Origin of the sequence: Bergeyella cardium, from assembly GCF_009914665.1 — a bacterium.
GTDB classification, from domain to species: domain Bacteria; phylum Bacteroidota; class Bacteroidia; order Flavobacteriales; family Weeksellaceae; genus Bergeyella_A; species Bergeyella_A cardium.
Genome location: NZ_CP029149.1, coordinates 1039443 through 1064865, shown reverse-complemented (window position 1 = coordinate 1064865; position 25423 = coordinate 1039443). Strand labels below are relative to the sequence as shown.

The 25423-nt window shown below is 39.1% G+C and carries 18 protein-coding genes and 1 pseudogene; 8 read left to right on the top strand and 11 right to left on the bottom strand.

Annotation, left to right across the window (positions count from 1 at the left end):
• The first annotated feature begins 50 nt into the window (after nt 1-50).
• Together DBX24_RS04895 and DBX24_RS04890 are read left to right on the top strand one after the other, a co-directional pair.
• A complete protein-coding gene (locus tag DBX24_RS04895) occupies nt 51-2882 on the top strand; it encodes a TonB-dependent receptor (protein WP_160224137.1) in 2832 nt (943 codons plus the stop codon).
• A 22-nt stretch (nt 2883-2904) separates the two neighbouring features.
• Nucleotides 2905-5061: a DUF5689 domain-containing protein gene (locus DBX24_RS04890; RefSeq protein ID WP_160224136.1), complete on the top strand. Its 2157-nt coding sequence runs from the start codon at nt 2905-2907 to the stop codon at nt 5059-5061.
• Between the two features lie 651 nt (nt 5062-5712).
• On the opposite strand, the gene DBX24_RS04885 is transcribed toward DBX24_RS04890, so the two are convergent.
• Nucleotides 5713-6081 carry a DCC1-like thiol-disulfide oxidoreductase family protein gene (locus DBX24_RS04885; protein ID WP_260392784.1) on the bottom strand — a complete coding sequence of 123 codons (369 nt, stop codon included), beginning with the start codon at nt 6079-6081 and terminating at the stop codon, nt 5713-5715.
• Entirely contained in the window at nt 6081-8438 is a 2358-nt protein-coding gene (locus tag DBX24_RS04880) for an outer membrane beta-barrel family protein (RefSeq protein WP_160224135.1), read from the bottom strand. The genes DBX24_RS04885 and DBX24_RS04880 overlap by 1 nt, the downstream gene beginning before the upstream one ends.
• 817 nt (nt 8439-9255) lie before the next feature.
• Here DBX24_RS04880 and DBX24_RS04875 point away from each other — a divergent pair.
• Nucleotides 9256-9870, top strand: coding sequence for a DUF6261 family protein (locus tag DBX24_RS04875; protein WP_160224134.1), 615 nt, complete (start codon nt 9256-9258; stop codon nt 9868-9870).
• Nucleotides 9871-9946: 76 nt separating this feature from the next.
• Here DBX24_RS04875 and DBX24_RS04870 read toward each other — a convergent pair whose 3' ends face one another.
• A complete protein-coding gene (locus DBX24_RS04870; RefSeq protein ID WP_160224133.1) occupies nt 9947-10552 on the bottom strand; it encodes a fumarylacetoacetate hydrolase family protein in 606 nt (201 codons plus the stop codon).
• A 92-nt stretch (nt 10553-10644) separates the two neighbouring features.
• A complete protein-coding gene (locus tag DBX24_RS04865) occupies nt 10645-11061 on the bottom strand; it encodes a CBS domain-containing protein (protein ID WP_120489801.1) in 417 nt (138 codons plus the stop codon).
• Between the two features lie 206 nt (nt 11062-11267).
• Here DBX24_RS04865 and DBX24_RS04860 point away from each other — a divergent pair, with 206 nt between their 5' ends.
• Together DBX24_RS04860 and DBX24_RS04855 are read left to right on the top strand one after the other, a co-directional pair.
• Nucleotides 11268-11546 carry a DUF2752 domain-containing protein gene (locus DBX24_RS04860; RefSeq protein WP_160224132.1) on the top strand — a complete coding sequence of 93 codons (279 nt, stop codon included), beginning with the start codon at nt 11268-11270 and terminating at the stop codon, nt 11544-11546.
• A gap of 28 nt (nt 11547-11574) precedes the next feature.
• Nucleotides 11575-11961 (top strand): CCC motif membrane protein, encoded by a 387-nt coding sequence (locus DBX24_RS04855; RefSeq protein ID WP_221411186.1) that lies wholly within the window; start codon nt 11575-11577, stop codon nt 11959-11961.
• A 48-nt stretch (nt 11962-12009) separates the two neighbouring features.
• On the opposite strand, the gene DBX24_RS04850 is transcribed toward DBX24_RS04855, so the two are convergent.
• Both DBX24_RS04850 and DBX24_RS04845 read right to left on the bottom strand, forming a co-directional pair.
• On the bottom strand, nt 12010-13803 hold the full coding sequence (locus tag DBX24_RS04850; protein ID WP_160224131.1) for a DUF885 domain-containing protein: 1794 nt from the start codon (nt 13801-13803) through the stop codon (nt 12010-12012).
• 122 nt (nt 13804-13925) lie between these two features.
• On the bottom strand, nt 13926-15857 hold the full coding sequence (locus DBX24_RS04845) for an LTA synthase family protein (RefSeq protein WP_160224130.1): 1932 nt from the start codon (nt 15855-15857) through the stop codon (nt 13926-13928).
• Nucleotides 15858-15987: 130 nt separating this feature from the next.
• Here DBX24_RS04845 and DBX24_RS04840 point away from each other — a divergent pair, with 130 nt between their 5' ends.
• Entirely contained in the window at nt 15988-16683 is a 696-nt protein-coding gene (locus DBX24_RS04840) for a CDP-alcohol phosphatidyltransferase family protein (RefSeq protein ID WP_120489805.1), read from the top strand.
• A gap of 2 nt (nt 16684-16685) precedes the next feature.
• Here the strand turns inward: DBX24_RS04840 and DBX24_RS04835 are convergent, their stop codons facing one another.
• From DBX24_RS04835 to DBX24_RS04825, 3 genes are read right to left on the bottom strand one after another with little or no spacing between them, the layout of a single operon-like run.
• Entirely contained in the window at nt 16686-17054 is a 369-nt protein-coding gene (locus DBX24_RS04835) for a YraN family protein (RefSeq protein ID WP_160224129.1), read from the bottom strand.
• 15 nt (nt 17055-17069) lie between these two features.
• Nucleotides 17070-17978, bottom strand: a complete 909-nt coding sequence (locus tag DBX24_RS04830; protein ID WP_160224128.1) for a S66 peptidase family protein — start codon at nt 17976-17978, stop codon at nt 17070-17072.
• A gap of 10 nt (nt 17979-17988) precedes the next feature.
• A complete protein-coding gene (locus DBX24_RS04825) occupies nt 17989-18669 on the bottom strand; it encodes a LysE family translocator (RefSeq protein ID WP_160224127.1) in 681 nt (226 codons plus the stop codon).
• 166 nt (nt 18670-18835) lie between these two features.
• Between DBX24_RS04825 and DBX24_RS04820 the strand changes: the two genes are divergently transcribed.
• Nucleotides 18836-21037, top strand: coding sequence for a glutamine synthetase III family protein (locus DBX24_RS04820; protein WP_160224126.1), 2202 nt, complete (start codon nt 18836-18838; stop codon nt 21035-21037).
• A 259-nt stretch (nt 21038-21296) separates the two neighbouring features.
• Here the strand turns inward: DBX24_RS04820 and DBX24_RS04815 are convergent, their stop codons facing one another.
• Nucleotides 21297-21431: a DUF4469 domain-containing protein gene (locus DBX24_RS04815; protein WP_160224125.1), complete on the bottom strand. Its 135-nt coding sequence runs from the start codon at nt 21429-21431 to the stop codon at nt 21297-21299.
• Nucleotides 21432-21585: 154 nt separating this feature from the next.
• Here DBX24_RS04815 and DBX24_RS04810 point away from each other — a divergent pair, with 154 nt between their 5' ends.
• Nucleotides 21586-23727, top strand: a complete 2142-nt coding sequence (locus tag DBX24_RS04810) for a S46 family peptidase (protein ID WP_160224124.1) — start codon at nt 21586-21588, stop codon at nt 23725-23727.
• A gap of 168 nt (nt 23728-23895) precedes the next feature.
• Here DBX24_RS04810 and gdhA read toward each other — a convergent pair.
• Nucleotides 23896-25255, bottom strand: a pseudogene (gene gdhA / locus DBX24_RS04805) (NADP-specific glutamate dehydrogenase).
• Nucleotides 25256-25423: the final 168 nt, after the last annotated feature.

The window sequence follows — 25423 nt, the reverse complement described above, 5'->3', positions numbered from 1 at the left end:
TTTGTCCCTCTAAATTCAGTTCTAATAAGATAATTAAATAATGATATGCTATGATAAAGAACTTATCTCTCATCTCTTTATTTACCTTGTTACCTGCATCCTTTTACTATGCACAAACTACAGTCTATGCATATGTAAAAGATAACCACGGTAAACCGGTAGAAAGAGCAGAAGTAGACCTTTTACAGTCTAATGATGATGTTACTGCCGATAAAATCGGTTATTTCCAATTTGTGGATTTAAAGCCAGGCCAGTACCAGGTAACTATTTCCAAATTTGGATTCGAGACTCAGATTATCCAGTTTAGTGTAACTGCAAATGAAAAGAGAAAAGACCTTGGGGTTATCAACTTAGTGCCTATGGCAGGAGCTATGGACTCTGGTGTTATGATGGTAGATGAATCTATGTCTGATGATGACGGTGGCTCTATGCAACCAACTGTAGGTCTCCTCAATGCAGGTAAAGATGCTTTCCAAAGTGTAGCTGCATTTGAATTAGGAGCATATTGGTTCCGCCCAAGAGGGGTAGATAACCGCTATGAAGATGTTTTGTTCAACGGTGTTCCTATGTCTAAAAATGATGATGGACGAATTGATTTCTCAAATTGGGGTGGGCTAAATGATGTAACCCGTTATCCGATAGAGAATGCAGACAACATCACCCCATCAGAATATACTTTCGGTAACTTAGGAGGGGTTATTTACTACAACACAAGGGCTTCCTCTTACAGAAAAGGCACTTCCCTCGCATATTCATTTACCAACAGGAGCTATTTCCACAGACTAATGGCTACTTACTCCACTGGTATGAGCAAAAGCGGCTGGGCATTTACTTTCTCAGGAAGTAGAAGATGGGCAAATACAGGTATTATTGATGGTTTATACCAAGATTCTTATGCCTATTTCGGTTCTATCGAGAAGAAATTTAGCGACAGGTTCTCAATTAACCTAACCGCCTTCGGTGCTCCTACTTATAGGGCATCAAACAGCCCAAATACCCAAGAAGTATATGATTTAATGGGTAAAAACTACAATGCTTACTGGGGCTGGCAGAATGGTGAGAAGAGAAACTCGAGAATCAAAAAGATGCACGAGCCTATGTTCCAACTACAATTCTATAATAAGCTGGGAAAAACCTCAAATTGGAACAACACATTCTCTTATCAGTTCGGTAGAGACGGAAGAAGCCGCCTTGACTGGTTCCACGCTGCAGATCCAAACCCTACTTACTACAGAAATCTCCCAAGCTACTGGATTTCTAAATTCCAAGAAAGCAATAGCCTTGGTGGGAAAGATATTACAGATGTAGAACAAGCCATTATTGATGCTCAAAGGAATGATTTCCTCAATAACAAGAGCCAAATCAACTGGGAGGCACTCTATAATATGAATCGTCTCAACTATGACAAAGGCGCAAGATATTCAATAGTAGAAGATGTGAATAAAGACAAAACTTTCAACTTTATCTCTCACTTTGATACTAAACTTGCAAGCAATTGGAGGCTCAACTTAAACTTTGCGTACCAAAATTTGGTATCCGATAACTTCCGAGAGATAAAAGACCTCCTTGGTGCGGCATTCGCAAATAATGTAAATGCTTTTGGTAATGATAAGCCTTATGACTTAGACAACCCAAATACAAAAGTGAAAGAAGGAGACAGAACTCAGTATTCTTACGACCTTCTCAGGAGCTCTTATACCTTTAATGCTTCTACAGAAGTAGATTTATCCCGATGGAATATCGTTGGTTCCGTATTCGGTTCCTATTCCGAGTCTCAAAGAGAGGGCAAATTCAGAAATCATTTCTATGCTGATAATTCCAAAGGCAAGAGTGCGAAGTATAATTCTCTCAATGCAGGGCTAAAAGGTAGGGTTACCTATACTATTAATGGTAAAAACTTCATCGTATATAATGGTACGCTTTACTCTGCAGCTCCTACTTTAAACGAAATCTTCGTAAACCCAAGGGTGTCAAACATCCTTACCCCTGAACTTTCCAGCCAGATCGTAAATGCAAACGATTTAAGCTACATATTGAGAGGTCAGACCCTTAAACTAAGGCTTACAGGCTACCTTACAGACATTCAAAATGCAGTAGAAGTATCAAGATACTACGCAGAAGGTATTCAGCTCGGTAGCTCACAGACGCCTCAGGACGCTTTCGTCTCTGAAATTATGACGGGAACCCATAAACAATACTTAGGTGTAGAGCTGGGGATAGATTTAAAACTTTCTTCTACCCTTAACTTAACTGCTGCGGGTAGCTGGGGAGAATATAAGTACAAAAATACCCCTAATGTATATGTAAGTGCAGATAATGAGAACTATGCACGAGGTTTTGAATACCTTGGAAAAGCAAATATTAAAAATTACAGGGTTTCTGGTACTCCACAATCTGCTTTTTCGGTAGGGCTTAAGTACAACTCCCCGAAATACTGGTGGATAGGTGCAAGTGCAAACTACTTGATGGATCAGTATTTGGATATTTCTGTGCTCAACAGAACGGATAAATTCTATACCGACCCAAGTACAGGCGACAATTACACGGCTATCGTAGATACAAAAACGGGAATCAGCATCCCAGAAGCTACTCCTGAAACCGTTGAACCCCTCGTAAGGCAGACAAAATTTGATGACCAGTTTATGCTCAATGCTAATGCGGGCAAATCTTTCCTTCTCGGTAAGTACAGAATGGGTATCAGCGTAAGTGTAAACAATATCCTCAACAATAGAAACTATGTAACTGGTGGCTTTGAGCAAGGCAGGAAATCTAATTTCCGCGATGCCTATGTAGAAAGTCAAAGAGGCACCCCTATATTTGGACCAAAACTGTGGTATGACAGGGGTACTACATTCTTTGCTAATGTATATCTTAGGTTTTAATTCACTTTTTAAATCATCAAAAATGAAAAACATATTCAATACAATAAAGCAGATTTCTCTTGTAGCCTCTGTGCTGCTCTTTACAGCCTGCGTACAAGAAGATAAATTCGATATTCCAGATACAAATACCTATCAGTGTGGTGATTTATCCCAAGACACAAGCCTATCTTTAATTTCTTTGGAGAACTTAAAGAAATTATACGATGGTAAAAAGACTTTCGACTTCCCCAATGATGATAATCGCTACATCGAGGGGTATGTTTCTTCGTCTGACCACACGGGTAACATCTACAAAAGCATTTTCATACAGGACAAACCTGAAAACCCTACACAAGGTTTGACAATCACAGTAGATGCTACTTCTACCTACAACCATTATCCTCAAGGCTCAAAGGTTTATATAAAACTTGCAGGGCTATCCATCGGTGAGTATGGTGGCGTAATACAATTAGGGGTAAAGTTTGGTAATGAGAAGAATGCAACTTCAGTTTCCAGAATCCTTGAAGCCGATTTGCCAAAAGTTATTATCCGCTCTTGCTCTGAAAAAGAGACTATCGTTCCGAAAGTAATGACTTTAGGTGATATGATTAAAGGAAACGAGCAATATCTTGGCTGTTTAGTGAAGATAGAAAACGCAGAATTTGCCGCTAAACACCTTTGCCAGCAGTTTGCTCCTACAGGATCTAGTGCAGATAAGCAATTAATAGACGCTACAAGCTCTACGGCCAACAAAGTAGCGAGAATGAGCGGCTATGCATCCTTTGCCCTTAAGACCATTCCTTCTGGAAATGGAGATATCGTGGGTATTTTCAGCAAGTTTAATACCACTTATCAGCTCTATATCGTAGATGATGCTGACTTGAATATGAATCAAGAGAGGATAGATAAGATTATTGCGCCGTGCGAAGCCAGTGCAGATGCCGTTGCGCTTAGCGTAGCCGAAGTAAAAGCCCTTCTACAAGGCAATCTTACCCAAATCTCCGAAAATGCTACCCTTACTGCCCTTGTAACAGCAAACGATGAGTCTGGGAACCTCGCAGCATACAACTTTAAAGATGGAAAACAGCACACAGGATTCGTTTATGTGGAGGACAATACAGGAGGTATCAAAATTAATATCGCTTCTCATCAGCAATTTGCCGATCGTAGTGGTACGGGACTATTTTCTGACCAACGATTCCAAGTAGGTAGAACGCTTACAGTCAATTTAAAGGACCTATACATCGGTTCCAAAAACGGAGAAATACAATTGGGCGGACTATACAAGGGTGAAGTAAGCCGTGTAGAAGATGTTGATAAATACAAACACTTCTTCCGTACAGAGAAGCCTCTGATTAATGTAACCCCAACACTGAAAACCCTCCCCGAACTTAGCATTAATGATGTCGGTAGATACATTAAAATAAAAGACTTACAGTTTGTAAGCTCCGATTTAGGGAAAACCTATGCCGATGGAACCAATACCAGCAACAGAACCCTTGAAGACTGCGCTGGGAATACCATTCTACTCCGAACAAATGGGCGCGCCAACTTCGGTACAAATGATAACAAGCTCCTCGCAAGCGATGTGGAAGTAGATACAGGTAAAGGAGATGTAACAGGTGTGCTCGGTTACTATAATGGTAAGTTTCAGCTCTGGATTCTTAACCTTAGAGGGGCAGATTTAGACAATCCAAGATGTGATGGTACACTCCCAACCAAAGATGTAACATTATTTAACGAAGGTTTTGAGAATCTCAATGACTGGACTGCGGTAAGTATTGAGGGAGATGAGGTTTGGACAACCACAACTTTCGGAAATCCGAAGCCTTCTGCTTTCTTCGACGGGAAGAAAAAGAAAAATACCGACTGGCTTATCTCCAAAGAAATCTCGCTCAATGGATTTAAGTCCGCTTATTTCTCCTTTGAAACCGATGGAGCCTTTGATGGCAACCCTCTAAAGGTATTCGTAACCGATAACTATACAGGTGATGCCACTACAACAAGCTGGACGGAAATCACAAGCGCTGTTTTTGATACAGATTTATCTGGATTTAAAGGTTTCGTAGGTTCCGGCAAGCTTAGTTTGAATAACTTTGCTAGCAAAAACATAAGAATTGCCTTCAAATATACTTCCGAAAACGGCAAATCTACCCGTTGGGAAGTAGATAATGTTATCGTAAAAGCAAATAAAAAATAATATCTTCATAATTAAAGTGATTTTTTAATTACTGTTAGCGGTGCTGGCTTTGCCAGCACCTCTTTCTTTTTCTCATTATCCCTCTCCAATACGCTATACTCCCCTCCCCCTCTCTCTAAATCTCTATCCTCTTAACAATAATCCCCTCTCCTAAAACAAAAAGGGGGTCAGAGACCCATACTTTGGGGTCAGAGACCCTATTTTATACTTTTGTCTTTACACAAAAGGGGTCTAAGACCCCATTTTATACTTTTATGTATACATAAATTCATTTTTTATTTTGATTTTGCACTTTTGTGTCAACACAAAAGGGGTCATAGACCCTATTTTATACTTTTGTGCATACACAAAACCATTTTTTCTTTTCATTTTATACTTTTGTGTCGACACAAAAGGGGTCAATGACTCCATTTTATACTTTTGTGTATGCACAAAAGGACAAATTGTCCGATTTATGAAATTATTGCATACAAAAAACCATTTTTTATTTTGATTTTGCGCTTTTGTGTCGACACAAAAGTATTTTTTCTTTTCATTTTGCACTTTTGTGCATACACAAATCTATTTTTTCTTTAGAATTTACACTTTTGTGCAGACAATAAAGGGGTCAGAGACCCCAATTTTTTAAAATTTTGTAACAAATAAATATTATTATTTTATATTACATTCATTATCACAATGCAAAGGTATTATTTTTCTATTTACTGCTAAGTTTTTATAGAGCAATTGCCCTAATCCTGTAAGCTTTAAAAGGATAAATGCAGGAAGAAATATCCAAAAAGCAGGCAATCTTAGAAAAATAAGATAGATGGAAGTAAAACCATACTGCCATTTATCTGTAAATGATGCCATTTGTTGCTTAGCGAGTAAAATATTTAGTCCTTGTTCATCTAATGAATGCTCTTCTATATTTCTAAGCTCTCTACAATCTATCAAATGAAGCCAATCTAATTTACTGATAAGCTTTGCAAAGGAGGTACATTTAGGACACCAGTTATCATAAAGAATAATGAGTTTCATTATTTAAGTCTTGATTTTAGTTTATCTACTGTATCTTCATCATAAGAGGTATTATTCTTTGTACCTTTATCAAAAATGTAGGTTAGGGAGAGCCTTATCCATCGAGAGTCAAAGGTTTGTCGAGAGAAATAGCTCTGCTCCTGTGCCAATAAATGGTTCTTAATCTCCTTTCTATTAAATACATCATTAGCTGTTAATGAAAATCTTAGCTGATTATTCATAAAATTACGATTAATTCCTAAACTTAGTCCATAGAAAGAAGTTGTCTTATAGGGACCTTGTATAAAGTCGGAAATAAAATCAAAACCAGAGGTTAAATTTATCTTTGCAGGGAGTGAGAATCTATTGGTAATCGCCCATTGGTATGCCCAGCTCTGTGTATTTATATTTTGGGCATTATCATTAGACTTTATGCTATCTCGGAAGAGGTTTATATTAGCATTAAGACTCCACCATTTTAGCATATTAAATGACAGATTGGCATTAAATATAATGGAGTGAATTTTATCTATATTAACAGGTGTAAGCATAGAGGAAAGTGTAGCTTTATTGTGAATATGAGTCTGATAGATAGCATCTCTGTTCTGTGAATAGATAATATTAAATATATATTTTTGTTTATAGAGGTACTGTAAGGTAAGCTGATGAGTGATATTTGATTTCAGCTCTGCATTTCCGAGAATTTTCGTATAAGGGTCTATATAATAGACGAATGGCATTAGGTTTTTAAAATTAGGTCTATTGATTTTTTTGTTATACGATAGGCTTATGTGATGATTTTTAGACTGATTTGCATAAGAAAAATTAATAAATGGGAAGATATTAAGCTCTTCTCTCTTAAGATGATAATCATTTTCAGAAGAATAGCCATAAACAGGTGAAAATTCTGCCCTCGAGCCTAATATGATATCTATTCTCTTAAAAGATTTATAGTATTGGAGATATGCACTTGCGATATGTTCATTATAAGTATAGGCATTAGATTTAGGTTCGTCATATTCCCAGCCGTTAATTTCCCTTTTATAGAATAGATTTTTATTATTAATGTCTTGGAAAATATACTTTAAACCTGATTCTATGGTAGAAGTGGAGTCTATTTTATTTGTATAATCTACTTGAATTACTGCTGCATTTACTGTATTAGGAGCTCGGTTTTCCAAATCCTTAAAATGCTGAATATTTTGCACTTCCTTTGAGCTTAGGAGGGCATTATTCTTTGTATTATAGCGAATATAATTCCCTCGCAGGACTAAACTGGATTTCTTAAAGTCATACGCATATCTTATACCTGCATCAAAGGTTCTGAGGCTGTTATCACTCATCTGCCGAGAGATAATTTCAGAATACGGGAGGCTGTTATTCTTGAATATCAAGTCTGTATTCTGCTGAATATCCTCATTATAGAATGTAAGTTTAGTATTGAGTGTAAGCTTAGAATGAGAGAATCTGTTCTCAAAAGTACCTCCTATACTATGGTTGGCATTATTGATTTTTGCATAGATTTCCTGCTCAGAAGAGAGGCTATTGCTAATGCCTTTCAGGCTATTTGCCTGCTCAAAATCTCCTCCATAGGAGTTGAGATACCTCAGCACAAAACTCTTATTATGAATATTATACTGGGCTTTTGCTCCTGTGTTTTGTTTAAAGTATCTGCCTTTTGTAGCATTGGTATTCGTGATGACAGAGACCCCTTCTTTCTTAAATTTTTTAGTTTTTATATTGATAATTCCTGCTCCAGAGCCTGCATCATACTTAGCTGATGGAGAGGAGTTTATTTCTATGCTCTCCACTTCGGCTGCTTGCAGGTTTTTAAGGTAAATCATCAGCTCATTACCGCTTAACAGGAGAGATTCTCCATCTATCTCTACCCTGATACCTGTATTTCCATTGAGTTTAAATCTATCATTTATAGCATCATAGCTAACTCCCGGCAATTTACTGATAGACTCAAATACATTTCCGGAAGAAAGTATGGGATTATTCTGTACATTGACCTTAATAATACCGTTTTTCATCTGAATAAACTTATTCTTTGGAGCACTAATAACCACTCCTTCAATAGATTTAGAGATAAGCAACCTGTCATCAAGGATTTCTTTTTCTAAAATTAGAGTATCTACCACAGTATTCTTATCTGAGCGCAAGGTTCTTATATACTTACCTATCAGAATATCTTTAAATAGGAATTTATTTCCTTTAATTTCTTCCCGGTAGCGCTCCTCTACCCCTTCTATGCCTTTTAGCTCAATGCTATGGTATTTTGTTTCTGCACTTTGGAGACTTCCTCCATAATTAACTCTCTGAGAGAGCACTAATGAATAAATAAACAGGAGCAGAATGAATATTATTTTTTTCATAGTTTAAAGGTTTTGTTGTAAAATTTATTATCTAAAAATATTGTATAACAAGAAATCATTACAAATGAAAAATTATCTATTTTCATCATAAAAAATATTCCTAAATGCAGGACAACTCCTAACAATATAATGTAATTCCTAAATCTTTTAAACCAAATAAGGATAGGGAATGAGAGTTGAAATAATATAGTAAACCATGTTAAAATCTTTACTATAAAAATATAATTACATAGTTAAACATTCCTTGTCCATTTTTTATACTCCCACATAAGGCTATACAGGAATACTGCAGTAATTATGTGGCTAATATATATTTAAGCAGTCAAAATAAAAAATAATAAAAAACTAAAGCATCTCTTATTTATGATATTCTTTCTTCTGATTTAATAAATAGAGCAATCTATATATTTTATGATAATGCTTTAAAAAACAAACAATTAAAAATAAATATATTTATTTCCTTTTTTATAATTATTATTAAATAAATTCATATTTAATTTTTTCTATATCAATTATAGATAAAATAAAACAACATTCTATCAAGATATTCTAATTATTATTAAGCAATTAATAGGGTTCCATCCCCTTTTATTTATAAAAAAATAAGCTATTAATGAAAATTTTTTATTCTCATAATCAATAAAATACAAATAAAATACTATTTTTACAAAAAATAAATTAGATTATATTATAAATTGTTTTTAATTTTAACCCATCAAAATTTATTAGTATGATTAACACAGATTTACGCAGATTAAAGATGATTGATTTCTTCTAGTTTATTACAAATGTAGCTGCGCATTTACAAAAAGAAGACTTGGAAGAACTTAAACTAAAAGACTTTGTAGAGACTAAATTCCTTCCTGCAATGAATGAGATGGACAATGTCCTGAAACTGCAAATAAACTCTGCCTTTACAAAGGAATTGAATACTCGCAACAAGACAAGGATACGCTTACTCAGCTGCCTCTATACTCATATTAAGCTCTATACAAAGTATCCTGAGAACGAAAAAGTACAAGCCGCAGAGCGATTGACTCTCATAATAAAAAAGTTTGGCAAAAAGGTATCAGGGCTTCCTCAGCGCGAGCTCACGGGAGTGATTACTCAGATGTTGCAAGACCTTCAGCTTGCAGAAAGTGTTGCCGACTTAAAGAAAATCTCCGCAATGGCTTGGGTTAATAGCCTTAAAGCAGAGAATATCGAGTTTGAAAAGCTCTTTAATAGCCGTACGGTTGAGAAATCTACCCTGAAAGTAGGCGTATCACAAGTAGTTCGTAAGAAGATGCAAGAATGTTTTACCCAACTTATCAAACTTATAGAGGCACAAGCCCTGATTAATGGCGCAGATAAGTATAAAAGGCTGATGGATGAAATCCTCACCGAAGTAAAACAAGCAAAAACAACTATAAAAAGAAGAGGCAATCGTTAGGTTTGGGGAGGGGACTTTGTCCCCTTTTTTATTTTTTTAATAAAAGGGTCTCTGACCCACTTTTTATATTTTTTGCTTAAAAAATCCTAATATCTAATGCTTTAATATCTTCTATATAGCCTTGTAAAGCATCATTTTCCTCTACTTTTCCTACTCCTGCGGGAGTACCTGTAAAGATAATATCGCCAATACGGAGGGTAAAGTATTGAGAAATATAAGAAATGATTTCATCAAAGCTAAAAATCATTTGCCGGGTATTACCTTGCTGCACAAGAATATTATTTTTTTTCAGGGAAAAGTTTAAATCGGTGAGGTTAAACTGCTCTTTGGGGAAGAAATTGCCTATTGCAGCAGCACCATCAAAGCTTTTGGCGATTTCCCAAGGGAGTCCGCGCTCCTTTAATGAATTTTGCAGATCACGAGCCGTAAAATCTATCCCGATACCGATTTGTTCATAATGCTTATGGGCATTTTCTTTTTGTATATACTTACCTCCTTTTGAGATTTTTAGAATAAGCTCTACCTCATAATCTACTGCATTTGAAAACTCGGGTATATAGAAATCTGAACCTTTTAATACGGCAGTATCAGGCTTAATAAAAACCACAGGATTGCTCTCCTGAGCATTCCCAAGCTCATTTATATGTGCAATATAGTTTCTCCCGATGCAGATAATCTTCATTTTATTAGGTATTAAGGCTACAAATATAGCTCAAAATAAAAAATCTGTACCAAGAAAACCCTGATACAGATTCTTAAAAAACATTTAGCTAATTAGTACTGTTCCAAAAGATATTTTATTAAATCTGTGGTTGTAACAATGCCTACGAGCTTCTCACCATCGAGAACTGGAATAGAGTGGAAACTTTGTGTAGCTAAGATTTCTGCTACTTCCTTCACATTTGTGCTTGCCTGAACTGTAATAGGTGCTTTTGCCATAATCTGAGGAATTGTATACATATCATAAACCACTGATGATACATCCTCCTCTCCCTCTGTAACATCAGCAAAACTGATTCTCAGCAGATCGGAATAGCTTAATACCCCAAGAATTCTGTCTCCTTCCACTACAGGAATGTGTCGAATGTTATATTCCTTGAATAATCTCTCCGCATCATAAAGAGATTGGGTCGTGTTAAGGGTTACTAACTCCTTAGTCATAATCTGTGATACTGGAACTCTCTGTTTCATTGTATAAAATTTATTTAATTAGTTAATGATTCTTATTCTTTCTTTTTACATTGTAAAGATACGACTTTTAGAAAGTCTTTCGGTATGATAAATAGCATTCAATATTAAATTTATTTATTGTACCTTTAATGGCTTTTAGCTTAGGTATAATAAAAATTGTGCATTTATTAAAATTTAATTAATATTGCTACGAAATAATATAAATAATGGCACTAGATGATTATATGCTCCCCTGCCTAAATAAAAAACTCTTCGGTATAGAGTGCTTCGGCTGTGGTACGCAACGGGCTATATCCCTGATTTTTGAAGGTAAATTTGCAGAGGCATTCCAAATGTTTCCTGCAATTTATACTGTGCTGCTGTTTTTTGGCTTTATCATTATCAATTTTATAGATAAAAAACGAAATTATGGGAATATTATCGTAGGTTTAGCGATTATTAATGCCATAATTATGGTAGTTTCCTATTTTATAAGGCATCATTAAGAGAATAAACAACTTAAATAAATATATAATGGATACACAAAATTTACAAAATTCTCCCCAAGCAAATGAAAATCAATTTTCAAGCTTTGAAAAGGAAAAATTGCCCAATGCCACGAGTGTGCTTGTGCTGGGAATAGGTTCTATTATTACTTGCTGCTGCTACGGATTCATAGGGATAATTTTAGGGGCTATTGGTTTGGTACTCGCAGGTAAAGACAGGAAACTCTACAGAGAAAATCCGTCTTTATACTCCAATTATAGCAACTTAAGCACAGGAAGAACGCTCTGTATTATCGGGATTATCCTAAGTTCTATCTACTTAGTCTATACCATAATAGTTATTTCCTTCGTAGGCTTTAGCAATTTGCAAGACCCAAATGCTATAAATGCTGCTGTTGAAGAATTATTTGACTAATTCATCTAAAAAAACAAAAGACTACCGATATCGGTAGTCTTTTTTCTTTTATTGTTTCTCTGCCCAGAGCTGCATTTTCCTTTCTAAAACAGTGAGAGGCAAGCAACCTTGGCTTAAAAGCGCTCTATGGAACTCTGGAAGGCTAAACTTCTTACCCAATTCCTTTTCATATTTCGTGCGAAGCTCAATAATCTTTGCTTGACCTATCTTATAGCTCAGTGCCTGACCAGGCAATGCCATATATCGCTCTACTTCGGCAGTAGCAGCCGCTTCATCGTAGGCAATATTCCGAAGGAAGTACTTTATAGCGCCCTCTCTTGTGAGCTTTCCTGTGTGCAAGCCCGTGTCTATAACCAATCTCACCGCACGGAGCATCTGATCATTAAGCGCACCCAGCCTTTGATACGGATCTTTATATAATCCTAAATCCTTTCCAAGCGATTCGCAGTACAATGCCCAGCCTTCGCCATAGGCACCATACCATCCAAAGCGCATAAATTTAGGTAAGGACTCATTTTCTTGCTGTAAAGACACCTGGTAATGATGTCCAGGGATGGCTTCGTGCAAAAACAGAGACTCCATACCGCTCGTTACATTAAATTTGCTCGGTTCTGGCAGCGGAATGTAGAAAATCCCTGGTCGGGAGCCATCTGCCGAGCCCTGAATGTACTCCGCACTTGCAGAAAGCTCTCTAAACTTCTCTGTTTGGCGAATTTCAAACCGAGTTTTAGGCGTTACGCTAAACATTGTTTTAAGTTTCGGGCTGATTTTCTTTAAAATGGCATTAAATGCTCCTATCACTTCTTGGGAGGATTGATAAGGCATCGCTTTTTCCTCTTCTTTCACTGCAAGGAGGAAGCTCTCCAAGCTACCAGAGTATCCTACTTCTTTTTTAATAGCTTCCATCTCGGCACGAATCTTTGCAACTTCCTGCACACCCATTTTATGGATTTCATTGATGGGGATATCCGCAGTAGTCCAGCTTTTTACATAGTATTTATAGGCTTCCTCACCGTTTGGGAGGGCATTATAGCCGTCGGTATCCCTTGCCTCTGGATAATAAACCGTCTCTAAGTAATCTGCCATCTTCTGATAGGCTGGGATTATCTTTTCTTCTACCGTTTGTTTGTAGAGCTCGGTATATTTTTGCTTTGTTTTGGCGTCAAAAGACTTAGGGAAATTCTGCAAAGGCTTATAAAAGATATTTTTTTCAAATGAAAGACTGGTAATTTCCTCTGCTCTGAGCTGTGGAATCATCTTTATCACTAGCTTTTTAGGCAAAACTACTTCGTTTTTTATCCCTTCATCAAAATTATTTATCGCTGCATCTATCCATATTGGGAACTGGCTCATTCTTTTAAGCCAATTATCATAGTCTTTTTCTGTATTAAAAGGCTGGATGCCCTGCCCACTACCCAATACGGGGAAGAGCAGAGGCAATCCTTCAAATTGTGTGAAAGGGATATACTCTGGTTTGTAGATGTAGCGCTCCATCTTGTCCTTTAAAGTGGTTTCCAGAACATCATAGACTACTTTTTTATCATCAGAAAGGCTTTCGTAATCTACCCTTTTGAGTTGCTCCTGCACTTTTGTATAAAAAGCAATCTCTCCATTGATAAAATCCTTGTCTATATTTATTGGCAGCTGGTCGTTATACCTTTCATCTCCCTGCATCGTAGCTTCTAACGGGTATAATTTCAAATATTCCTCATAATAATGCGCAGCTATGGTGTCTAAATCTATTGGCGTCTCCTTTGTAAGGGGCATATCTTTTTTCTTACACGAAAAAAAGAGGGCAAAAACTACCAATCCCAAAGCTAAATAAAGATTTCTGATATTCATAAAAGCTAAATATTAATTCGGTCGCGAAATTAACCCAAAAGAATAGAACCAACCAAACCTATGGAGGCTTTTGTGGGCTAATAGAAAAGAGAGGCACAGCCTCTTTCTTACTAAGTAGAAGGCTATTTTTTCTCGCCTAACTTGCGGTGGATTACTCTATCCATATAATCTTGGTACCAGCCTTTGCAGAGGAGCATTCCTCTTTCTACTTCTGGGGAATTAACCTTGCCGAGCAGGTTTTTATCGAGGTTTAAATCTGTATTTTTATAGATGCCTGTAATTTCTTTCCCATCAAATCGGTAGATATAATCCCCGATAATGAAATTCTCCTGCACACTATCCGAATTCACGATAAGATAAGGCTCTCTATGGCTTGCTACAAGGCTTCTGCCCCAGCTTCGGATGGGTTTGTTATAGGCGATAAGGTCTGCAAGTGTAGGGTAAATATCCATCTGCTGAGCAAAATCTCGGTCTATACCTTTAAGACCATATTCTGGATTGGGAGAAAAGAATAAAAGTGGCAGCGCATACCTGTTCATCACCTTTTCATAGTCTTTGTAGTAGATTTGGTTGGTATGATCTCCTGTAATAACGAAGATGGTATTATGATACCAAGCCTGTTTCTTTGCCGTTTCAAAGTATTTTTTAAGTGAATAATCCAAATACTGGATAGGTTCGTGCATTTCTATAAAGCCTTTTTTAAATTTCCCATTATACTTTTCGGGAATTTTAAACGGATGATGAGAAGAAGCGGTAAATACAGTAGCCATAAAGGGTTGAGACTTGCCTGTATTCTTAGCAAAATACTGCAAAAAGGGCTCGTCCCATATTGCCCACATCCCATCAAAGTCTTCATCATTATTATATTCAGTTTTTCCAAAATAATGTTTAAATCCCAAGATATTTCCAAAGCCCAGAAAGCCCATAGAACCGTTCGGCGCACCGTGATAAAAGGAAGTATCGTAGCGCAAATCATTACAAACCGAAACGATTGACTGAATATTCTGATTAGAATACGGAGAGCTCGTAAAAGCATCGGTAAGTGCAGGGATACCTGCCAAAATACTGCTCATACCGTGTATCGATTGCCTACCATTAGCAAACGCATTGGTAAAAATAAGACTCTCCTGTGCCAAGCTATCCAAAAACGGCGTATAGGAAACGAAATCTTTGATGTTTTTATCCTCATTAAATGCACCAGAATACTCTCTTCCCAAGCTCTCTACAATAAAGATAACGATATTGGGGCGTTCTTTGGGTGGCGTGCGCTCATATAGTTTAAATGGACGGATGTTTTGGTCTATAAACTTCTCATCTACGAAATGAACTTCCTTAAAACCGTTGGTATTTATCGTTCTGAAAAATGAAAAAACACTGTTGAGTACTACATTTGCGTGCGATGGATTGCTGATATGCCTGTTGGCATCCACTAAATTAATCGGTCTGGTGCTGTGCTTGAAATCTCCCCGTATGCCTCCCACAGTGAGCACCGCCGCAAGGCATAATTCCACCACAGAAATCACAAAATACGGGATGAGCTTCTTAGGTTTCTCGCTTTTTACCTCTACTTTTTTGTAGAGGATTATCCAGAGGCTCATCAGCAGGATATAGGAGAGGACGACTAAGGGGTTCTGCACCACAGAAACCGCAAAAACCTTCCAGAGATTGCTCTCGTGCCCTGCTACATCGAGCACCGCAGAGGTAAGGCGGCTCTGGCTAAACTTGAAATACACAAAATCCCCAAAATTCATAGAATAAGCCAGCCCATTCATCAGAAAATAGACCCAGAAAAGCATTTGTTGATAGCCTTTTCGGGTATTAATCACCAGCGGAATTAAACTCAGGAGGATAAAAAGGGCATTTACATAGAGAATCGCCGTAGTATCAAAGGCAGTTCCGTAATACGCAGCATTCAGATAGTCTTCTACGCTATTTATCTTGACCAAATTCTTATTGAACAACCAAAAAAGCAAGCGGGCAATTTGATAAAACCCATACACCAAACCTAATCTGTACAGCAAAGCGCCTACTTCTCTCAACCGAAACTCTTTCATCAGTAATAGAATAATTATTTCGCCGCCAAAAGTACGATAAAATACAATTATTAAGCACTTACCTCAGCACAGCAAACCAATAGCATTCTGCAAGATTCATTATATTTGCCCGCATTTAAAAATACTTCCAATGGATTTTATTACGAAAAACATCGCCAATGCTTTTACACTCGGGAATCTCCTTGCGGGGTGCATCGGCGCGATTCATCTCCTGAGTGGAGATTACCAAACAACGGCGCTGTGCATTGTGATATCATTGGTTTTGGATTTTTTTGATGGTTTTATCGCTCGGGCTACAAAGTCTAACTCGGCTCTGGGTGTGCAGCTCGATTCCCTTGCCGATATGGTGAGCTTTGGGCTGGTTCCTGGTCTTACGATGTATCAGATGCTGAGCGACCTCTCCTGCCCTTGCCAATATGTGAAGTATTTTGGGCTTCTGATTACGCTTTTCTCCTGCCTGCGACTTGCGATTTTTAATATTGATGATGAGCAGAAGTATTACTTCAAAGGGCTGAACACCCCGAGCAATACGATAATGATTTTTGGGCTGTATTTCGCCTACCGATATACTGGAGCATACGGTTTCCTGACAGAAAACACCCAAATCCTCATAGGGATTACGGTGCTCTCCTCCTGGCTGCTCATCAGCCCGATAAAAATGATTGCGATGAAGTTTAAAACGATAAAACCTGCGGATAATTACCCCATAGTTGCGCTGTTTATAGGTGCAAATATTATCGTGAGCATCTTTGGTATTAGGGGGATTCCTATGGTGATTGTGTATTATATCCTTATCTCTATCCTTTTCCAAAGGCAGCTGAAATAAAGCTATACATCAGTGGCATCAAAGGCGCTTTCTATATGGCGGAGGCGTATTTCTCCCGCATTATCTGCGGTAACGGAGATAATATCAAAGCGGACTTCCTCTGTATAATCCCGCTCTTCCATAAAGGCATTTGCCGCGAGGACTAATCGCTGTCTTTTGGCTTTGTCTACCGCCTCATAGGGCTGTACCAATGCCTTAAAATTTCGGGCTTTTACTTCTACGATGATGATTTTATCCTCAAACTTGGCAATGATGTCTATTTCTGCCTTTTGAAAATAATAATTCCGAGCGAGGATTTCATAGCCTTTGCCCTGCAAAAAAGCCGCTGCAAGGTTTTCAGCCTCCTTTCCGAAATCATTATGCTCTGCCATAATTGGGGGATTAATTTAGAATGCAATTTTTACCTTATCACCAAAACTTACCTCAACTTCCCTACCGATAATCAGAGGGCGGTTATCATAAATATGCCCATTGGGGAAAGCATAGACCGTAGGGAAATCGTATTTCTGGATTCTATGCGCGATAATCTCATAAGCCAAATCATCAAAGCTATGCTCGTATTGAGGGTTATCATCGGCGGTTCCCATATTGGTCATCCCCCCGATGATAAGGGCTTTTATCTCATCAAATACCCCTGCAAGCTCGAGGGACATTAGCATCCTGTCGAGAGAATAGAAACTCTCACCGATGTCTTCTATAAAGAGTACTTTATCTTTAAAACTAAAAGAATAAGGCGTACCGATAAGGGCGTATATAAGAGCTAAATTGCCTCCTACCAACTGCCCTTTGAAGTCTTTGGGATGATTAAAGCTGTGGTTTTCTACGCTGTATTCGGGGAAGTTTCCCTTTAAAATATCAAAGATTTGAGAGTAGCCTTCTTCTATAACCCCAAAGGATGAGGTTTTAAGGGTCTGACCGTGTATGGATGGATATCCGTGCTTTAAAATAAGGCTTTGTATTACGGTATTATCACTATATCCGATGTACCATTTAGGCTTTTGGGTAAAGCCCTCAAAGGAGAGATGCTTCAAAAGATGCTGGCAGCCATAGCCCCCTCTTGTAGCCCACACGGCAGATATATCTTCTGAGTTGAGCGCCCAGTTGAGGTCGGCAATGCGCTCTTCTTCCGTCCCAGAATAGCCATAGCCCAGCTGATATTCTCCGAGAGCATATCTCCCCAATACAGGTTCATAGCCCTGAGATTCTATCTCTGCCAGAGCAGTCTCTATTTGCTGTCTTTTTACTGCTCCTGCGGGTGAGACGATGGCTATTTTATCTCCTTTTTTCAGATTCATTGTATTGTGTTTAGTTTCTATACCTCATCTCGGTCTTTTCTGCTTCTTCCAGCTGCTTATCAAACTGATTAAACTTCTTAAAGCTCTGCAAAAAGATGATAATGCTAAATAAAATCAGGATAACCCCAACGCCCTTCCTTATGCTGTTAGCAACCTTTTCTGTAAGTTTATGGTGAAACATCTTCGCAAGGAAGATTTTTATAAGGTCTATTGAAAGATACACCGCAATAACAATGGCGATATAGAGTATGAAGTTCTCGGTATCGGGGTAGCTGTTTCGTACAGAGATTACGGTAATAAGCCAGAAGAGCACAACGCCTATATTGAGGATATTAAACAGGAAACCGTTAAAGAATGTAGTCAGATAGTTTTTATTGACCATCTTTGATTCGCCTGGTATATGCATTTTGGTACGGGAGACCATCATATAAACACCATATATAAAGACGATAAAAGCAGTTATCCTGTAAAATTCAGGGTGCTTACCGATAAGAGTAACGAGGTTACCACTGGCAAAATATGCTGCTACAATGCACAGTATATCTGCAAAGATTACCCCTAAGTCTAAAGCCAATGCGTGGCGTGCTCCCCTTGAAAAGCTGGTTTCTATCAGTAGGAAAAAGATAGGACCTATAAAAATCAAGCTGAGCATAATGCCCATTACAACAGCCGAAAATATGAGTTCAAACATCGGACTCCTATTTAATATTAGGCGCCAAAAGTAGTGAATTTTTAAATAGCAGTCTCACTACTCCTAAAATACAAACCACCAATAATACTACCCCTAAATTTTCAGGGGAGTCATTAAACATTTATTAACTTTTATTACCTTTGACCCCATTAAATAAATAGTAAAAATGTCAAAACTTAGATTTAAAGCCCTCGAGACCCTTCCTTTTAAAGATTTCAGAAAGGATAATGCTGTAGAAATACCGCAAAAGCTCTCCGCTCTCTTTTGCCAGAATGTATTCTCCGAAGATACAATGAGAGAATACCTTACCAGCGAAGCGTTCAACTTCATAATGGATACCACCAAGAAAGGAGCTAAAATACCTCGCCACATTGCCGACCAAGTAGCCTCTGCGATGAAGGACTGGGCAATGAGCAAAGGCGCAACCCACTACACACACTGGTTCCAGCCGCTAACGGGAAGCACTGCCGAAAAGCACGACTCCTTCTTCACCCCCATAGGAAGCGGGAGAGCCATAGAGAAATTCAGCGGCAGTATGCTAATACAGCAGGAGCCAGACGCCTCATCATTCCCCAACGGAGGTATAAGAAACACCTTTGAGGCAAGGGGATATACCGCTTGGGACCCATCATCACCAGCGTTTATTATGGGGACTACCCTCTGTATTCCATCTATATTTATCTCCTACACTGGGGAGACTTTAGACTATAAAACACCCCTGCTGAGAGCGATAAACGCAGTAGATGAAGCCGCAACAGAAGTCTGCAAAGCTTATTTTGATAAGAATGTAACCAAAGTAACACCTACCCTCGGATGGGAGCAGGAGTACTTTCTTGTAGATTCAGCATTGTACCAGTCCAGACCCGACCTCGTTATCACAGGTAAAACCTTACTTGGGCATTCTCCTGCAAAGGGTCAGCAGCTGGATGACCACTACTTCGGCTCTATACCTACTCGGGTGATGAACTTTATGAAAGAACTGGAAATAGAATGTATGAAGCTCGGAATCCCCTGTACTACCCGCCACAATGAGGTTGCCCCCAACCAGTTCGAGCTCGCACCGATGTTTGAGGAAGCCAATGTAGCCGTAGACCACAACTCCCTGCTGATGGATGTAATGGCACGAGTAGCGCACAAGCATCATTTCCATATCCTCTTCCACGAAAAACCCTTTGCAGGGGTTAATGGCAGTGGCAAGCACAACAACTGGTCGCTCTCCACAGACACTGGCGAAAACCTCCTGAGCCCAGGTAAAAACCCAAAGAAGAACTTGCAGTTCCTCTCGTTTTTCATCAACACACTAAAAGCCGTAAATGAATATGCCGACCTGCTCAGGGCAAGTATCGCTTCGGCGAGTAATGACTACCGCCTCGGAGCAAATGAAGCACCGCCTGCTATTATCTCTGCATTTATCGGTAGCCAGCTCTACTCCGTTCTCGACGAACTGGAAAAGGTAACCGACGGCAAACTCTCCCCCGAAGAAAAAACAGAGCTCAAACTAAATGTAGTAGGGAAAATCCCCGAAATACTCCTTGATAATACCGATAGAAACCGTACCTCGCCTTTTGCATTTACGGGCAACAAGTTTGAAATCCGCGCCGTAGGCTCATCGGCAAACTGTGGAGCTCCTATGATTGTGATGAACAGTATCGTAGCTAAGCAGCTTCGCACCTTTAAAACCGAAGTAGACCTCCTAATAGAGCATAAAAACCTTAAAAAAGATGAAGCCATCTTCAATATACTCCGGGAATACATCAAGGACTGTAAGAAAATCATCTTTGAAGGTGATGGATACTCCGACAGCTGGGCAAAAGAGGCCGAGAAACGAGGGCTTAACAACTTCAAAACTACTCCCGAAGCCCTAAAAGCAGAGCTCAATGAGAAGAATGCCTCCCTCTACGAAGAGCTCGGAATCTACACCCAAAGAGAGTTTGAAGCGCGAAACGAAATAAAGCTCGGGAAATACTCCACCGTGGTAGATATAGAGGCGGGTGTGCTGGCAGACATCGCCAGAAACCACATTATCCCTGCGGCACTCAACTACCAAAACCGACTGATAGAAAATGCCAAAGGACTTAAAGAAATCTTCGGAGACCAGGAGTTTAAGGTTCTCGCTGCTGAGCAGCTCAACCTCATCACCCAAATCTCAGAGAACATCTCCGTCATCAAGCGAACAGTAGACCTCCTCCTCGCAGAGAAGAAAACCGCAAAGTCCATCACCAACAGACAGAAGCAAGCAGAAGCCTATTGCAACCGTGTAAAACCGCTGTTTGATACCATTCGCCACGCCTCCGACTCCCTCGAAATGATGGTAGATGACGAACTCTGGCCAATGACCAAATACCGCGAACTCCTCTTTACCCGCTAACACCGTAGCCGGTGTGGCACTTAGGCCACTGGCGTGGCAGGCACTTAGCCAATAGCTACAAGCCATAAGCCAGCTATCGCCTACTGCTTCCCGTCTCAGGGAAGGGTGGCTTCCTGTCTCGGGGAAGGGTGGCTTCCTGTATCGGGGAAGGATAGACAGTCTATCACGGTAAGGATAGCCACTCTATCACTATAATGATAGCCACCCTATCACTCTCGTGATAGGGTGGCTATTGAAAGTAGTACTTTCCTACAATGAATTAGGAGAGGACTATTGTAGTGTCTAAAATATCTGTGCGAGGCTCTTTAAGGAAGACATTTTTACCGCTGCTAAACTGAGTAGTTATGCTCAGTTCATAGTTGCTTGCGGGGAGGCTCGTTGGGATAAGTACCAATTTTCAAGTAAAAAAGAAGATGGCGCACCTTTAAACAGATATAATTAAATAAGTGCTCCCCACACAGTGGGCTAAAAGCCAATAGCCAGTAGCTAAATACACTCATATCACTTAAAATTCCTATTTTAGCGGGCAAAATAAATTATTCATCATTATGAAAAGAATCTTTTTATTAGCTACTTTTCTCCTTAGCTTTTTACAGATAAAAGCCGATGAGGGAATGTGGCTCCTTATGCTTATCAAAAGACTGAATGGAGTGGATATGCAGAAGCAAGGGCTGCACCTCACACCTGAGGAAATCTACTCGGTAAACAATTCCAGTTTGAAGGACGCCATCGTGCAGTTCGGCGGAGGCTGTACTGCGGAGATTGTATCCAGCCAAGGACTGCTATTTACCAACCATCACTGCGGTTATGGGAATATTGCAGCGCTCTCTACACCAGAGAAAGACTACCTAAACAACGGCTTCTGGGCAAAGAACTACAGCGAAGAAATCCCTGCGCCAGGGCTTTCCGTAAGGTTTCTGGTAAGAATGGGTGATGCTACCCAGCGCATAAATGCCAAGCTACAAACTGGGCTTTCTGCAAAAGAGAGAAAAGAGATTATTGATGCCGAATACAAGGCAATACAGCAGGAGAACTCCGAAAATGGTAAATATACCGTAGTGGTGAAAGACTTCTTTAATGGAAATGAATTCTACTACTTCATCTATCAAGACTTTAAAGATGTAAGACTCGTAGGTACTCCTCCTGCTTCATTAGGCAAATTCGGTGGTGATACAGACAACTGGGAATGGCCAAGACATACGGCTGACTTCTCCGTATTCCGAGTATATGCAGATGCAAATGGTAACCCAGCAGAATATGCTCATACCAATAAGCCCATCACCCCAAAACACTCCCTCCCAGTGTCTATAAAAGGGTATGATAAAGGCAGCTATACAATGATTATGGGCTACCCAGGGAGAACCAATAGATACCTCACCTCCTATGGTATAGAGCAGCTCGTGTTCAGAGACTATCCAGCTTGGGTAGAAGCCTCTAAAACCGCTATGGATGTAATGAAAAAGTATATGGACAAAGACCACGCAACGAGTCTTAACTATGCTTCTCAGTATGCTTCCGTAGCCAATTACTGGAAAAACCGACAGGGAACAATAGATGCTGTACTGAGCAATAAAACCATCAGCGGGAAAAAAGCCGTAGAACAAAAGTACCTCCAATGGGCTCTCCAACCAGCAAATGATGCTGTATATGGTGGCGTACTGAAAGATATTGAAGGCTACTACAAGCAGTCATCCAACAGAAATGTAGAGAGAAACTACGCTATGCAACTCCAAAGAAATGCGAAGTATATCTCTGTAGCCTATAGCTTAGGAAGCCTGTTCAAAACCTATGTAGACCAGGATAACGCAGGCAAATCAGCAATGAAAGCTAAAGTACAGGAGAGCATCAATAAGATTTATGAGAAATTTAATGTAGAACTGGAAGGCGATATGCTCGTACAAATGGTAGACCTCTACCGAAAAAGAGTAGCAGCAGATGTGGCTTCGCCTACGCTAAAGGCATTAGATATCAACAAACTCTCTAACCTTGCATACTCATCTGTATTTGCCAATAAGAAGTCTGCGGAGCATTTCCTTAACAATCCTGATAAGATAAAGCTATACTCAGACCCACTACTGAAATTAGCCGATGGATATGTGGAAGACAGTAAAGAACTCGCTGCAAAATATGAGAAGATAGATGAGTTCTTCCAAGAAAATACACGGGTATTCCTCAATGGGCTCATCAAGTCAGAACCTAAAAAAGCATTCTATCCAGATGCTAACTCTACGATGAGGCTTACTTATGGTAAAGTTACAACACTTCCTCAGCGCACCGATAGACAGTACAACGGCATCTCCGAGAAAGACAACTTCTATACAGACCAAAGAGGAATCCTTGCCAAGTACAAAAAAGGTGATGAGGAGTTTGACCTCCCTCAGAGGTTCCTCGACCTGATGGCAAGCAAGAAATTTGGTGACTATGCCGATAAAAAGACAAACCAACTGCACCTGAACTTCCTGTCTGATAACGACATTACAGGAGGCAACTCTGGTTCCCCAATTCTGGATGCGGATGGTAACCTCATCGGTCTTGCATTTGACGGAAACTCAGAAGCGCTTAGCGGGGATATTATCTTTGACCCTGCACTGCAGAGAACCATTAATGTTGACTCCCGATTCGTACTCTGGGTAATTGATGTTTATGGTGGAGCTGGGCATCTCATCAAAGAAATGAAAATAGTGAAGTAACTCCCTTAGAGTTTCAGATTCAATAAAAAATCCTCTCTTTAAATGGAGAGGTTTTTTATTTATACTGCTTGAGGCTTCTTCTCAAAAAGTCTTTTATCATCAATAAAAAAGGTGGTCTGTAATGAACAGACCACCTCTCAAAATTATTATGATGATACAAAAAGTAAATTATACCACACCTTGTGCAAGCATTGCTTCTGCTACTTTTACAAATCCAGCGATATTAGCACCTTTCACATAGTTTACATAGCCGTCTTCTTCTTTTCCATAATCACGGCAAGCCTTGTGAATACCTACCATAATCTCTTTAAGTTTAGCATCTACCTCTTCGGAAGACCAGTTGAGACGGATAGAGTTCTGCGTCATTTCAAGACCAGAAGTAGCTACGCCACCTGCGTTGGATGCCTTACCAGGAGAGAATAAAATCTTATTACTTAAGAAGTGGTTAATCGCATCCAAAGTAGAAGGCATATTTGCAGCTTCGGTTACGCAAATCACTCCATTATCTACTAATTTCTTAGCATCTTCCAAGTGGAGCTCATTTTGAGTAGCACAAGGGAATGCAATGTCGCACTTCACTTCCCAAGGGCGTTTGCCTGCGTGGAACTCTGCAGAAGGGAATTTCTTAGCATAGTCCTCTGCTCTGTTATTTCCAGAAGCTCTAAGCTCTAATAGGTAATCAATTTTCTCTCCTGAGATACCATCTTTATCATAGATATATCCATCAGGACCAGAGATAGTAACTACCTTAGCACCCAATTGGTCAAGTTTTTTCACTACTCCCCAAGCCACATTTCCGAAACCTGAAACCGTAGCGACTTTACCTTTAAGGTCTTGTCCGATAGTTTTAAGCATTTGCTCAGCAAAGTATACTACACCGAAACCTTGTAGCTTCTGGGCGGATTAATGAACCACCATAAGCTAAACCTTTACCTGTAAGAACACCTGTAAATTCATTTCTGATTTTCTTGTACTGACCAAACAGATAACCGATTTCTCTTGCTCCTACACCGATATCACCAGCAGGTACATCCGTCTCTGGACCAATGTGCTTGCAAAGCTCAGTCATAAACGCCTGGCAGAATCTCATAATCTCCATATCGGATTTTCCGTTAGGGTCAAAGTCTGCCCCACCTTTACCACCACCCATAGGGAGCGTAGTAAGTGAGTTTTTAAATACCTGCTCAAAAGCTAAGAATTTCAATACTGAAAGGTTTACAGTCGGGTGGAATCTTAACCCTCCTTTATAAGGACCAATAGCTGAGTTCATCTGGATTCTGAAACCTCTATTTACTTGGATTTCGCCTTTATCATCTACCCAAGGAACTCTAAAAATAATCACTCTCTCTGGCTCTGCCATTCTTTCGAGGAGTTTCATCCCGTTGTATTCCTTTTTAGATAAGATGAAAGGGATTACGGTAACGGCTACTTCTTTTACTGCTTGTAAGAATTCTGGCTCATTTGGATTCCTTGCTTCTATCTTTGCAACGAAGTCCTGAATTGTTTGTTCTACATTGTACTGTTCCATAATTTTTTGGTAAATATTATTGCTAACAAAATTAATTTTTTTTTTTATTCTTGCAAGAGATATTTTATACTTTAACGAAAAATCATCAATATACCTCTATATATTTTTTTAATCCAAAATTAAGATGATTTAAGTGAATTTTATTCTAAACAATACTTATTTTGATAC